Here is a 12,199-nt window from a genome sequence, read left to right on the forward strand (position 1 = left end):
CTTTCCCAGCTTTTCTCTTTCGTGACTGAATCCGACGACAAGAACGCGCGCCATGCCAAGCGCATGGCGCGCAAGAAAGCCGTGATCGACGAGGCCATTGCTCGCGCCGATCAGGAGAAAGGCCTGCTGCTGGTGCTGACTGGCAACGGCAAGGGCAAATCGTCGTCCGCGTTCGGCATGGCGGCGCGTGCGCTCGGCCATGGCATGAAGGTCGGTGTCGCCCAGTTCATCAAGGGGCGCTCGGATACCGGGGAAGAGGCTTTTTTTCGCCAGCATCCCAACATCGAATGGCATGTGCTGGGCGAAGGGTTCACCTGGGATACCCAGGATCGCGAACGCGACGTGCAGAAAGCCCGTGAAGGCTGGGAAATCGCCAAGCGTATGCTGACCGACCCCAGCTTCAATCTCGTCATTCTCGACGAACTCACCTATACGATGAATTACGGCTACCTGGACGCCGATACAGTGCTGGCGGATATTGCCGCGCGGCCGGTCATGCAGCATGTCGTCGTCACCGGGCGAGCGGCTTCCCAAGGGCTTATCGACGCTGCCGATACCGTGACAGAACTCATGGACGTGAAGCATGCCTGGCGCGCCGGTATCAAGGCCCAGCCTGGTATCGACTTGTAATCCTGATTATCCTTCCACGGCTGTCATGACTTCCCGTTGCCCAGCCCTATTTATCAGCGCTCCCGCTTCCCATCAAGGCAAGACCACCATCACGGCCGGGTTGGCGCGCCTGTATCGTCGCAACGGTAAAAAAGTCCGCGTCTTCAAGACCGGCCCTGACTTTCTCGATCCCATGATCTTGCAGCAGGCGAGCGGAGCGCCGGTATATCAGCTCGATTTGTGGATGGGCGGTGAAGCGCATTGCCGGGAGCTGTTGGCATTAGCCGCGCAAGAGTCCGACGTTATCCTCGTCGAAGGCGTAATGGGGCTTTTCGACGGCCAGCCAAGCAGCGCCGATCTCGCAAGCTTGTTCGGTATCCCGGTGCTGGCGGTGGTGGACGGCTCCGCCATGGCACAAACCTTCGGGGCAATCGCTTACGGGCTGGCAAACTATCGGGCCGGATTGCCATTTGCCGGTGTGTTGGCAAATCGCGTCGGCGGCGAATACCACGCCAAATTGCTGGCGGACAGCTTGCCTCAAGGCATGATGTTCTACGGCGCTGTGCCACCGGAAAACGACTTCGAACTGCCGCATCGACATTTGGGGCTGTGGCAGGCCGAAGAAATCCAGGATCTGGATCAACGGCTGGAAAAGTGTGCAGATGCCTTGGCACGGACTCAACTTAACACGATTCCAGAGGCAGTTGATTTCGATGCGCTCACCCCAAGCGCGCTGCCGCAAGCACTGAAAGGCGTGCGCATTGCCGTTGCTCGCGATGCGGCCTTTGCTTTCATCTATCAAGCCAACCTGGATATCCTGCAAGCCATGGGTGCAGAGCTGCGGTTTTTTTCGCCGCTTGCGGATAGGCAATTGCCTGAAGCCGATAGCCTTTATCTGCCGGGCGGTTATCCGGAGCTTCATCTCGCCCATCTGCAGCAGAATACCGGTATGAAGGAGGCGATTCGTGCCCATCATGCCGCCGGTAAGCCTACGCTCGCCGAATGCGGCGGCATGCTGTACTTGCTGCAATCCTTGACGACTCACGACGGCGAGCAGGGGCAACTGGTCGGCTTGCTTCCAGGCCAAGCCGTCATGCAAAAACATCTCACCGCACTGGCCTTGCAGAAAGTGGTCCTGCCCGAAGGCGAATTGCGTGGCCACACCTACCATCACTCCCGCCTGGAAAGCCCGCTGCCAGCTATTGCGCGCGGAGAATGTCCCAACAGCGGCAAGACTGCAGAAGGTATTTTCCGCGATCGCTGTTTGACGGCCTCGTACGTGCATTTCTACTTCCCGTCCAATCCCCAGGCAGTGGCGCGATTGTTCCAGCCATGAGCGACTCCGGACACTGTTTTTCGGAAGACGAACGCCAGGCGGTGTATCGCGCAATCGTCGAGCGCCGTGATATGCGGCATTTCCTTCCGGAGCCGGTCGATCCTGTCGTATTGCAGCGGTTATTGGCTGCGGCGCATCACGGGCCCAGCGTCGGCCTCATGCAACCCTGGCGGTTTCTGCGCATTACCGAACCCTCGCTGCGTCAACGGATTCATGCCATGGTTGACGAGGAGCGTTGCCGAACCGCCGAAGCCATGGAGGCGCGGCAGCAGGAGTTTCTGCGGCTCAAGGTCGAAGGCATACTGGATTGCGGTGAGCTCTTGGTCGCAGCCCTCATGGACGGCCGCGAAAAGCATGTATTCGGCCGCCGTACCTTGCCGGAAATGGATCTGGCCTCCGTCGCGTGCGCCATTCAAAACCTGTGGCTTGCCGCACGCGCCGAAGGTTTGGGGCTGGGGTGGGTGTCACTGTTCGATCCTGCGGCCCTGGCGCAGCTGCTTGAAATGCCGGAAGGCGCGAAACCTGTTGCGGTGCTATGCCTTGGCCACGTCAATGCTTTTTACCCCGCACCCATGCTGGCACTGGAAGGCTGGGCTGCGGTACGACCCCTGGAAGAGCTCGTCTATACCAACCGCTGGAACAACCCATGACGCCGCAACGTATCGTCTGCCTGACCGCTGAAACCACCGAGGTGCTGTACCTATTAGGCGAAGAGGACCGCATTGCCGGGATTTCCGGCTATACCACCCGACCAGCCCGAGCACGTCGTGAAAAGCCTAAGGTGGCGGCCTTTACCAGCGCCAAGATCGACAAGATTCTGGAACTTAAGCCCGACCTCGTGCTCGGTTTCTCCAATCTCCAAGCGGATATCGCTGCTGAATTGATCCGTGCCGGGGTGGAGGTGCATGTTTTCAACCAGCGCTCGGTGGATGAAATATTACGTATGGTGACGACGCTCGGCGCTCTGGTAGGGGCATCGAAAAAGGCTGCCGAGTTAGTTGCTGCGCTTGACCAAGACATTCAATCGACGCGCGATGCCGCTTCTCGGCTAAAGCACCACCCCAAGGTCTATTTCGAAGAATGGAACGATCCGTTGATTACAGGCATCCGCTGGGCCTCGGAGTTGATCGAAATCGCAGGCGGACAGGATTGCTTTGCCGAACTGGCACAGTTTCCGTCTGCCAAGGACCGGATATTGGCCGATTCGAACGTCGTGATCGAACGATCGCCGGACATCATCATCGGCTCGTGGTGCGGCAAGAAATTCCAGCCCGAGCAAGTGATGACGCGCCCCGGCTGGGACACGCTGCCGGCAGTGAGCAAAACGCAGGTATTCGAAATAAAATCGGCGGATATTCTCCAGCCCGGACCATCTGCCATCCAGTACGGACTCACGCAATTGCAACAGATCATTCAGGATTGGGAGCGGCAGTATGGCTGATTTGACCTTGGTGTTGGGCGGTGCACGCTCGGGCAAGAGCGCCCATGCGGAGAAACTTGCCGTGGAATCAGGGCTGGATGTGCGCTATATCGCGACGGCCCAGGTCTACGACGACGAATTCCGTCAGCGCATTGCGCATCACCAAGACCGCCGTCCCAAGAAATGGGGCTTGATCGAAGAGCCGTTTTTTCTTGCCGGAACGCTGCAAAAACACGCGTCCGAAGGGCGCTGCCTGCTGGTGGATTGTTTGACGCTTTGGCTGGCACAGTGGATTTGCCCCGATTGCAATCCGCCCAAGGACTCGACTTGGGAAATGCAGCGCCAGGCTATGCTCGAAACGCTGCCACAGTTGCCCGGCAAGCTGATCATGGTGAGCAACGAGGTGGGCATGGGCATCGTGCCTTTGGGAGAGATCAACCGGCGCTTTCAGGACGAACAGGGCCGGCTCAACCAAGCCGTTGCTGGCCTAAGCCAACATGCCGTGTTCATGGCGGCTGGGCTGACGCTAACGCTTAAATAACCTCGGGAAATACCATGGGGCCCAGCTTGGCCCAGTCGAGATGTGCTTCCAGCACGTCGGCGAGACGATTCAAACTGGCTTCCCGCAAGGCGCGGTAATCGTAAGCCTCGGGTTGCGCCAATCCTGCCCATGCCAATATTGCCGCGCATGCTTCGGGATGGTCGAACAAGCCGTGCAGATAAGTGCCGGCGATTTTCCCATCTTCCGAAATCGCGCCTTCCGGGCCAGATGGCAGCATTGCTAACGAGCGAAGCAACGCCGGGCCTGTGCTCATGCCCATGTGGATTTCGTATCCCGTGACGGTTGCCTTGCCCAGGCTCAATGTTCCGCTGCTTTGAACGAGCTGCTTTTCGGCTTGCAGCTCAGTTTGCATATCCAGCAGGCTAAGCCCGGCATCGCACCCCGGATGGCCTTCCAACCCAAGCGGATCGGCAACCGTTTTGCCGAGCATTTGGAACCCGCCGCAAATCCCCAGCAGTTTTCCGCCATAGCGCAAATGGCGCAGGATGGCCGGTTCCCAGCCTTGTTCGCGCAGGAATGCGAGATCGGCACGAACGTTTTTGCTACCGGGAAGAATGATGAGGTCGGCCGGGGGAATAGGTTCGCTGGGGCCGATAAAGCGAAAATCCACTTGCGGGTGCAGCCGCAGCGCATCGAAATCCGTATGGTTGCTGATGCGCGGTAAAACCGGAGCAATTACGCGTAGTTTGGCGGTCGTGGCGATAGTGGATGCTCCACGTGGAACAGCGTCCTCGGCTTCGATGTGCAAATCGTGCAAATAGGGGAGGACGCCCAGCACCGGCTTGCCTGTTTCTTGTTCCAGCCAATCCAAACCTGATTGCAATAAGGCAATGTCGCCCCGAAAGCGGTTGATGACGAAGCCTTTGACGCGATCCCGCTCGCTTGTGCTCAACAGGGCCAGCGTGCCCACCAAGTGGGCGAAGACGCCGCCGCGGTCGATATCGGCGATCAAAATCACCGGCACGTCGGCCGCCTCGGCAAAGCCCATATTGGCGATATCGCCCTGGCGCAGATTGATTTCCGCCGGGCTGCCCGCGCCTTCGATGATCAGGCATTGGTATTCGGCGGAGAGTCGCGACCAGGATTCCAGCACAGCCCGCATGGCCGTGGGTTTGTAGTCGTGATAGGCCCCCGCCTCGAGGTTGAAGCGCGCCTTGCCGTGGATGATGACCTGCGCGCCTTGATCGCTGGTGGGCTTGAGCAGCACAGGATTCATGTCCGAATGCGGTTCCAGACCGCTGGCTTGCGCCTGCACGGCCTGGGCGCGACCTATCTCCCCGCCGTCCAAAGTCACCGCCGAATTGAGCGCCATATTCTGCGGCTTGAACGGGGCGACCCGAATGCCCCTGCGGTACAATACGCGGCATAACCCGGCGGCCAATGTGCTTTTGCCTGCGTCGGACGTCGTGCCCTGGATCATCAATGCTTTCATTTCTCCATTATCCCATAGCCCCCTTGCTGGCTGCGGCTGCGGTTGCCTTGGATGGCCTGCTCGGCGAGCCTCGACGTTGGCATCCCCTGGTCGGTTTCGGCCGGATGGCGAGCTGGATTGAGGCACGGCTCAACCCAGTCGTTCGGCGCGAGTTGCCTTCGCAAAAAATTTTCGGCGTGATCGGCGTGGCTTTGCTGATAGTGCCCCCTATCTTGCTTGCCGCCTGGTTGTGCCGTATCTCGTCCCTGTTCGACGTGTTCTTGCTGTACTTCGCGATTGGGCACAAAAGCCTGCACGAGCATGCCTGGGCCGTGAGCCGCGCGCTGGAAAACGGCGATGAGGCGGCAGCGCGGCAGGCGGCTTCCTATATGGTGAGCCGCGATTCCTCGGCGTTAGAACCGGTTTCGGCCACTGTGGAATCGGTGTTGGAGAACGGCAACGACGGCGTGTTCGGCGCCTTGTTCTGGTTCCTGCTGCTGGGCGGGGCTGGGGCGCTATTGTTTCGGTTCGCCAATACGCTGGATGCAATGTGGGGCTACAAGAATGCCCGGTTTTTGCATTACGGTTGGGCGGCAGCACGGTTGGACGACGTGCTGGATTACGTTCCTGCACGTTTGACGGCGGCGACCTATGCCGTGCTTGGCAACACTCGAACGGCATTACGCAGCTGGCGGTTGCAAGCGCCTCAGTGGGATAGCCCCAATGCCGGCCCTGTAATGGCAGCCGGGGCTGGTGCCCTAGGCGTGCAACTCGGCGGTCCAGCATGCTATCAGGGCGAATGGCACCAACGGCCGCGCTTGGGCGAGGGGATGGCTGCTACAGCAGTCGATATTGGTCGTGCGCTCGGCCTGGTACGGCATGGCGTCTATCTTTGGCTGGTCGTTGCGTTGGCGCTCGGCACTTTTGTCCATGCTTGAACACGGCGGAAAACTGCTCGCTGCCTCGCAGCGCTACGGCATCCCGCTGGATCGATGGATCGATTTATCGACGGGGATTCACCCCATCGGCTGGCCGGTGCCGCCAATTCCCGCCGAGTGTTGGCAGCGCTTGCCAGAAGACGATGACGGCTTGTTATCCGCTGCTGCCGAGTATTACGGCACGTCCCATCTAATCGCCTGCGCAGGCTCGCAGGCGGCGATCCAAATCCTGCCGATGCTGCGTCCGCCATCCCGCGTCGGCATTTTGAGCCCGACCTACGCTGAGCACGCGCATGCCTGGCAACGGGCAGGACACCAGGTTGAGGCGGTGTCGGAAATGCGCCCCGATGTAGATGTGTTGGTGCTCGCTAACCCCAACAACCCCACAGGACGGCTGATTTCGCCCAATATCTTGCGCGAATGGCATGCCGAACTCGCAGGGCGGGGCGGCTGGCTGGTGGTGGATGAAGCCTTTATGGACGCGATGCCGGAGAATAGTTTGGCAGCGGATGCCGGAAAGCCTGGCTTGGTGATCTTGCGTTCGATCGGAAAGTTTTTCGGTCTGGCGGGAATTCGCGCGGGCTTTTTGCTGGCATGGCCGGAACTGCTGTCAGAGGTGCAAGAGCGCCTGGGGCCGTGGAGCGTGCCTGCACCCAGCCGATGGGTGGCTCAACAAGCCCTGCGCGATACTGCTTGGCAAGCGGACCAGCGCCCCTGGCTGACGGAGCACAGCAAACAGCTGGCGGTATTGCTTGCTCGGCACGGTTTGGCGCCGAACGGAGGCACCGCCTTGTTTCAGTGGGTTTGTAGCCCGGAGGCAAGCGCGATTCACGAGCGCCTCGCCCGATTGGGCATTCTTACGCGCTTGTTCAGCGAACCGGCAAGCTTGCGTTTCGGTTTACCGGGCAACGAACGCGCCTGGATGAAGCTCGATTACCTGCTTTCGGTCTAAATCGTCGTCACCGGTCAGCGGTTGACGTAATTGACGTGGATATAAGGCCCGGCAATGGCCAGCTTGGTGATGCCGCCAAAATCGAGCTGGAAGTTGGGCACATGCTGCAAGGGCAGGTTGAGTGCGTGCGCTAGCAAGGCGCGGATGACACCGGCATGGGTGACGGCGACAACAGGGCCGTGGTGCCGGGTAGCGCAATCGGCGAAAAATGCCTTGGCCCGATGGAAAAGATCGGTAAAAGATTCGCCGCCGGGCGGGGCGACCTCAACAAAGCGGCTACCCCAATGATCCAGCGCTTCACGTGGGATCGCATCCCAAGCCAACAGCTCCCATTCGCCGAAATGCAATTCCTTCAATCGAACGTCTTCCTGCGGTTGGCCGAATGGAAGCGCGGCGGCGAGCTTGCGGCAGCGCTGCTGCGGGCTGGTGTAAAACGCTGTGGGCGCAATGCCGGCAAGTTTGCTCCGAACCGTCTCGGCCTCGCTGTGAAAAGTCTCGCCCACATCGATATCGGCATGCCCGTAGCAAATCCCCGGCTGGACCTCGGGGCGCGTGTGCCTGACGAGATAGAGTTCCATTAGCTGAGTCCCAGCAAGCCGAGATAAAACGCCAGTTCGCAGAGTTGCTGCATGGCACCGAGGCAATCGCCCGTATAGCCGCCCAATTTGCGCTTGAGCAACCGGCTGAACCAGAGCCATACCGGCAGCAAGGCCAGGGCAGCGAGCGCCTCCCGACCGGGAAGCAAGGCGAGGGGAGCGAGGCCGAAAACCGTGGCGAGCAGCCATTCGCTGGCGTTAGGTTTCGCGGAAAACGCTCGGCCTTTGCCGGTGGCGCGGACGTAGTCCTGCGCCCTCATTAGCAGCACGGGGGCCAAGCGACTCAAGGCATGACCGGCGATCAGGGCGAGCGGTACCTGTCGAGGATCGAGATAGGATAGGGTCTGAAATTTGGCCACCAGCATCAAGAACAGGGCGATGGCGCCATAGCTGCCCAGGCGGGAGTCCTGCATGATGGCGAGCGTTTGTTCCTTGGTCCAGCCGCCGCCCAATCCGTCGGCCGCATCCGCGAGGCCATCCTCGTGAAAAGCGCCTGTGATCCAGAGGCTGGCCGCCATCGCCGCCAATACGGCGATTTCCTGGGGAAATGCCAAATGGGCGGCTGCATAAACCAGGGCGGTCAACATTCCCACCACCAGGCCGACCAGCGGGAAAAACTTGGCTGCCCTGGCGAAATCCTCAGACTCGCCACTGGCCAGCGCACCGCAGGGGATACGCGTCAAAAAGGCGAGGGCAGTGAAGAACAGGCGGAGCTGTTGGCGCATCAGTCCTCGCGCTCGCTCACGCCGGCCGATTCGAACGAGGCCATCTCGTTCAGGAAATTAACCGACGACTGCACCAGCGGATAGGCGATTGCCGTCCCCGTGCCTTCTCCCAGCCGCATGCCGAGATCGAGCAGAGGCTCGGCACCCAGCGCGTTCAATAGCCGCGTATGTCCGGCCTCTCCCGAGCAATGCGTGAAAATGCAGTAATCGAGAATCTCCGGCGCAAGGCGCGAGGCCGTGAGCAGGGCAGCGCTGGCGATGAAGCCGTCGATCAGCAGCAAGGCTTTGGATTCTGCGGCGCCCAGCATTGCGCCGGCCATCATGGCAATTTCGAAACCGCCCACCGCAGCCAGCACACCGACAGGGTCGCTCGGGTCCAACCCGTGAAGCGCCAGCGCTTGCTGCACGATGGCAGCCTTTTTCTGTACGCCGGCATCGTCCAGCCCAGTCCCGCGGCCGACGCACTGTTCCGGGGGCAACCCGCAAAAAATGCTCATCAAGGCCGCCGCGCTGGTGGTATTGCCGATGCCCATCTCCCCAAAGCCCAGAACATTGCTACCGGCTGCAATTTCCGCCTTGGCAAGCGCGGCGCCTTTTTCCAGGGCCTGTTGGCATTGTTCGCGGCTCATTGCCGGGGCGGATAGAAAACTACGCGTTCCCTTGCCGATCTTGGCACCGACCAGGGACGGATGCGGATCGAAATCGCCATTCACGCCCGCGTCCACCACCCGCAGCGCCATGCCGTGCTGCCGTGCGAATACATTGATCGCTGCGCCTCCAGCCAAGAAATTCAGCACCATCTGGTAAGTGACGGCCTGCGGATAGGGGCTTACGCCCTCGGCCACAATGCCATGATCACCCGCAAATACCAGCACCGCAGGGCGGTTCAGTGCAGGCGACAAGGTTTGCTGCACGAGGCCGATGCGTAATGCTGCCCGCTCCAATTGGCCTAGCGCACCCAACGGCTTGGTTTTCGAATCGATTTTGGCTTGGAGTGCCGTACGGATATCGTTGGATACCGAGGCGATATTGAAGGCCGGGTGTGGATGCATGGAGGGTTAATACAAATAGATCAATAAAGTAGGCGCTATTCTAGACGATGTGGGGAATATGGGCCCAGCAGGTAATTTGCAACCCAAGCAAAAAAAGCTAGACCAAAAACGCTTTTTTGCTATAATGCCGGGCTTTCGACGACCTTATGTGGTCGCCGCAAAATGGCTAGGTAGCTCAGTTGGTAGAGCAGCGGATTGAAAATCCGCGTGTCGGCAGTTCGATTCTGCCCCTGGCCACCAAGAATTTGATAGTAAAGGGGCTTTCCTAGTCGGAAAGCCCCTTTTTTATGCCATTTTGAGTACTTCAAAGAGGCGATTTCTGACGATTTCGCCAGCCCAGGGTTTGCGGTTGACTGCGTTTCTTTGAGCGTCATCACTGCTTTCCGCCCAATCGAATTCCGACTGGTAGTTATACGTGATCCCTCAACTTGGGAGTCACATGATGCAACAACTATTTTGCTGTACCACTCGTCTCGAACTGTCTGCTGAGGTGCGCCATGGGAGCTAAACTTTATCGGAAGGCCAGGGGGCGTAAGACTTCGCATTCGCGGACCAGACATCTACCTGTCCGGTTTTCCAACAGAATCCGCAGCACGCAAAGCCGCTGAGGCAAGACCGTTTGTATTTTTATGCAGGTCCAGCGCCTCATTTACCTGAGTGACGCGGGAGCACATCCGGCGCAGAATCTACGTTATTGCGAAGAGGCGCGCTGTGATTTGTTCGATTACATCGAAATGTTTTACAACCCGACCAGAGGACATGGGTACAACAATAGCATGTCTCCGGTAGAGTTCGAGAAGCAGTATTTTAGAAGACTCGAGAGTGTCTAGAGCAGACGGGGCGATTCAAATATACTTGGCAGGAAGTTGGTTCGTCCTTCTTGCCTAGTGAATTAATAGCAGCTTTTTTATGGGCTCAACTAGAGGAAGCTGATCGGATCACCCAAGAATGCCTAGCAATCTGGCATATTTATCACGAATTGCTCGAACCTCTGGTATTAGACGGAATCCTTCAGCATCCGATAACACCAAAGACTGTCAACACAATGCCCATGTGCTACTCGCACCAGAGTTTGATCGCCAATATGTACTGAATGGATTTAAGCGAAACGACATAAATTCCGTATTTCACTAAGTTCCACTTCACTCTTTTCCGTTTGGACTGCGTTGCAGCAGAACCCATGGAAAGCTTGACCTTACGACAACTCAGTCAGAGCGCTTGATTCCTTTGCTGCTCTGGGTGAGCCTTCGGCCAGAGTAGCGCTAGTTGTTGATGTTTTGAAAAACGTGAAAATGATTTGAATTTAATTCGAACTTGGCAGATGAAAACACAACATTATGATTATATTGACGCCTTACGTGGCTATGCAATCTTGCTGGTGATGGCTGTTCATGCATCTCGAGTTGCGTTGGAGTGGCAAGGGGTAGGACGAACGCTTGTTGATCAAGGGGCAAGAGGCGTTCAACTGTTCTTTGTTGCCAGCGCGCTTACTTTGGCGATGTCGTGGACTTCGCGAAATGATGGCGTGTTCAGATTTTATGTTCGCCGTTTGTTTCGTATCGCACCAATGTTCTGGCTCGGGATCGCTTTCTTTGTCTGGCTGGACGGGTTTGGCCCTCGATATTTTGCTCCAAACGGAATTGACGAAAAACATGTCATATTGACAAGCATGTTCCTAAATGGATGGCACCCGGAATATATCACTAGTGTGGTCCGTGGTGGATGGTCGATTGCCGTCGAGATGACTTTTTACCTTGTTTTTCCTCTGATGTTTCTTTTCATTCGCGGATGGGTTTCTGCATTAACTGCATTTGTACTTGCAAATATCCTTGCGGATAAGGTACTTCAATTTTTTTGGCTCAAGCGTTTGGCGATATGGCCTAGTATTTCAGATGACTTAGTATCAACTTTTTTAAATCTCTGGTTTCCAACTCAATTGCCAGTATTTATTGTTGGGTTCTTGGTTTTTTTTGCCGTTCGTGATGCCAGGGGCATCTTGCCTGTTTGGAGTGTAAGGCTACTACTCACTGTGTCACTTCTTGCAATGATGGGCCTTGCATTTTATCAAAACCCAGTGCGCATATTTGGCCAGATAATAAGTATTTACGCTTCTTACGGGCTGTGCTTTGGTGTGTTCGCGTTTTGTCTTGCAGACGGCGCGGCTAAATTCTTAGTGAATTCTCCGATTCGGTACTTGGGAAAGGTAAGTTTTAGCGCCTATCTCTGGCATTTTGCTGTTCTTGGTGGATTGACTGTGTTAGCGAAAAATGGGATCGATCCATTGAGTCTGAAAACTGCCACTCATGGATTTGCCTTTTTCTGTGCGTTTTTTCCATTTTTGATCCTAGTGACTGTTTTTCTTTCAACTATCACTTATCGCCTGGTCGAGCGGCCTATGATTTCACTCGGCAACGGGTTGCTGAATAAATTAGAGAATCGAGGTCGCGCCATTTCCGTAGTTGGATAGAAAACTTGTAGGAGTTGCTATCCAGCGATGAGGCCCCATTTGGTTGTACGCATAAGACCACTCACTAGCCTTCCTATTTCCGCTAGAATGGCTTAACTAGTGTGGGCGAAGTTTGAATAACCGCATAACCA

At 57.2% G+C, this 12,199-nt stretch carries 12 protein-coding genes, 1 tRNA gene and 1 pseudogene; 10 read left to right on the top strand and 4 right to left on the bottom strand.

Going from position 1 to position 12,199, the window contains the following annotated elements; genetic code table 11:
• Positions 1–21: 21 nt before the first annotated feature.
• Genes cobO through cobU form a run of 5 tightly spaced genes read left to right on the top strand, consistent with a single transcriptional unit; the run spans position 22 to position 3,906 of the window.
• Positions 22–630, top strand: coding sequence for a cob(I)yrinic acid a,c-diamide adenosyltransferase (gene cobO / locus NMK_RS06815; RefSeq protein ID WP_109014983.1), 609 nt, complete (start codon positions 22–24; stop codon positions 628–630).
• Positions 584–1,945, top strand: coding sequence for a cobyrinic acid a,c-diamide synthase CobB (locus tag NMK_RS06820; protein ID WP_306419339.1), 1,362 nt, complete (start codon positions 584–586; stop codon positions 1,943–1,945). The genes cobO and NMK_RS06820 overlap by 47 nt, the downstream gene beginning before the upstream one ends.
• The gene (gene bluB, locus NMK_RS06825; RefSeq protein WP_109014985.1) at positions 1,942–2,595 is read left to right on the top strand and encodes a 5,6-dimethylbenzimidazole synthase; all 654 of its coding nucleotides are present in this window, start codon (positions 1,942–1,944) and stop codon (positions 2,593–2,595) included. The genes NMK_RS06820 and bluB overlap by 4 nt, the downstream gene beginning before the upstream one ends.
• Positions 2,592–3,386 carry a cobalamin-binding protein gene (locus tag NMK_RS06830; RefSeq protein WP_109014986.1) on the top strand — a complete coding sequence of 265 codons (795 nt, stop codon included), beginning with the start codon at positions 2,592–2,594 and terminating at the stop codon, positions 3,384–3,386. The genes bluB and NMK_RS06830 overlap by 4 nt, the downstream gene beginning before the upstream one ends.
• Positions 3,379–3,906: a bifunctional adenosylcobinamide kinase/adenosylcobinamide-phosphate guanylyltransferase gene (gene cobU / locus NMK_RS06835; RefSeq protein WP_109014987.1), complete on the top strand. Its 528-nt coding sequence runs from the start codon at positions 3,379–3,381 to the stop codon at positions 3,904–3,906. Before NMK_RS06830 ends, cobU begins: the two co-directional genes overlap by 8 nt.
• On the opposite strand, the gene NMK_RS06840 is transcribed toward cobU, so the two are convergent.
• Positions 3,899–5,359, bottom strand: a complete 1,461-nt coding sequence (locus NMK_RS06840) for a cobyric acid synthase (protein ID WP_109014988.1) — start codon at positions 5,357–5,359, stop codon at positions 3,899–3,901. The two genes, cobU and NMK_RS06840, sit on opposite strands and share 8 nt — an antisense overlap.
• Between NMK_RS06840 and cbiB the strand changes: the two genes are divergently transcribed.
• Positions 5,350–6,276, top strand: a complete 927-nt coding sequence (cbiB, locus tag NMK_RS06845; RefSeq protein ID WP_109015100.1) for an adenosylcobinamide-phosphate synthase CbiB — start codon at positions 5,350–5,352, stop codon at positions 6,274–6,276. The genes NMK_RS06840 and cbiB overlap by 10 nt on opposite strands.
• On the top strand, positions 6,269–7,228 hold the full coding sequence (gene cobD, locus NMK_RS06850; RefSeq protein WP_109014989.1) for a threonine-phosphate decarboxylase CobD: 960 nt from the start codon (positions 6,269–6,271) through the stop codon (positions 7,226–7,228). The genes cbiB and cobD overlap by 8 nt, the downstream gene beginning before the upstream one ends.
• Before the next feature lie 14 nt (positions 7,229–7,242).
• Here cobD and cobC read toward each other — a convergent pair whose 3' ends face one another.
• From cobC to cobT, 3 genes are read right to left on the bottom strand one after another with little or no spacing between them, the layout of a single operon-like run.
• Positions 7,243–7,806 carry an alpha-ribazole phosphatase gene (gene cobC / locus NMK_RS06855; protein WP_109014990.1) on the bottom strand — a complete coding sequence of 188 codons (564 nt, stop codon included), beginning with the start codon at positions 7,804–7,806 and terminating at the stop codon, positions 7,243–7,245.
• On the bottom strand, positions 7,806–8,549 hold the full coding sequence (locus NMK_RS06860; protein ID WP_109014991.1) for an adenosylcobinamide-GDP ribazoletransferase: 744 nt from the start codon (positions 8,547–8,549) through the stop codon (positions 7,806–7,808). Before NMK_RS06860 ends, cobC begins: the two co-directional genes overlap by 1 nt.
• Positions 8,549–9,601 carry a nicotinate-nucleotide--dimethylbenzimidazole phosphoribosyltransferase gene (gene cobT, locus NMK_RS06865; RefSeq protein WP_109014992.1) on the bottom strand — a complete coding sequence of 351 codons (1,053 nt, stop codon included), beginning with the start codon at positions 9,599–9,601 and terminating at the stop codon, positions 8,549–8,551. The genes NMK_RS06860 and cobT overlap by 1 nt, the downstream gene beginning before the upstream one ends.
• A 164-nt stretch (positions 9,602–9,765) precedes the next feature.
• Here cobT and NMK_RS06870 point away from each other — a divergent pair.
• From NMK_RS06870 to NMK_RS06885, 3 genes and pseudogenes are all read left to right on the top strand, one after another.
• A tRNA-Phe gene (locus tag NMK_RS06870) sits at positions 9,766–9,841 on the top strand.
• Positions 9,842–10,264: 423 nt separating this feature from the next.
• Positions 10,265–10,431 (top strand): annotated as a pseudogene (locus tag NMK_RS06875) (IS3 family transposase); the annotation flags it as partial.
• A gap of 491 nt (positions 10,432–10,922) precedes the next feature.
• Positions 10,923–12,068 carry an acyltransferase family protein gene (locus NMK_RS06885; RefSeq protein WP_109014994.1) on the top strand — a complete coding sequence of 382 codons (1,146 nt, stop codon included), beginning with the start codon at positions 10,923–10,925 and terminating at the stop codon, positions 12,066–12,068.
• Positions 12,069–12,199 lie beyond the last annotated feature (131 nt).

Source organism: Novimethylophilus kurashikiensis, assembly GCF_003112435.1.
Taxonomy (GTDB): Bacteria; Pseudomonadota; Gammaproteobacteria; order Burkholderiales; family Methylophilaceae; genus Novimethylophilus; species Novimethylophilus kurashikiensis.

Excerpts from the sequence above, each read along its gene's own strand:
- NMK_RS06830 (WP_109014986.1), top strand. The coding sequence starts at position 2,592 with ATGACGCCGCAACGTATCGTCTGCCTGACCGCTGAAACCACCGAGGTG.
- cobT (WP_109014992.1), bottom strand. The coding sequence starts at position 9,601 with ATGCATCCACACCCGGCCTTCAATATCGCCTCGGTATCCAACGATATC.
- cobU (WP_109014987.1), top strand. The coding sequence starts at position 3,379 with ATGGCTGATTTGACCTTGGTGTTGGGCGGTGCACGCTCGGGCAAGAGC.
- NMK_RS06885 (WP_109014994.1), top strand. The coding sequence starts at position 10,923 with ATGAAAACACAACATTATGATTATATTGACGCCTTACGTGGCTATGCA.
- cobC (WP_109014990.1), bottom strand. The coding sequence starts at position 7,806 with ATGGAACTCTATCTCGTCAGGCACACGCGCCCCGAGGTCCAGCCGGGG.
- NMK_RS06840 (WP_109014988.1), bottom strand. The coding sequence starts at position 5,359 with ATGAAAGCATTGATGATCCAGGGCACGACGTCCGACGCAGGCAAAAGC.
- NMK_RS06820 (WP_306419339.1), top strand. The coding sequence starts at position 584 with ATGCCTGGCGCGCCGGTATCAAGGCCCAGCCTGGTATCGACTTGTAAT.
- cobD (WP_109014989.1), top strand. The coding sequence starts at position 6,269 with ATGCTTGAACACGGCGGAAAACTGCTCGCTGCCTCGCAGCGCTACGGC.
- NMK_RS06860 (WP_109014991.1), bottom strand. The coding sequence starts at position 8,549 with ATGCGCCAACAGCTCCGCCTGTTCTTCACTGCCCTCGCCTTTTTGACG.
- cbiB (WP_109015100.1), top strand. The coding sequence starts at position 5,350 with ATGCTTTCATTTCTCCATTATCCCATAGCCCCCTTGCTGGCTGCGGCT.
- bluB (WP_109014985.1), top strand. The coding sequence starts at position 1,942 with ATGAGCGACTCCGGACACTGTTTTTCGGAAGACGAACGCCAGGCGGTG.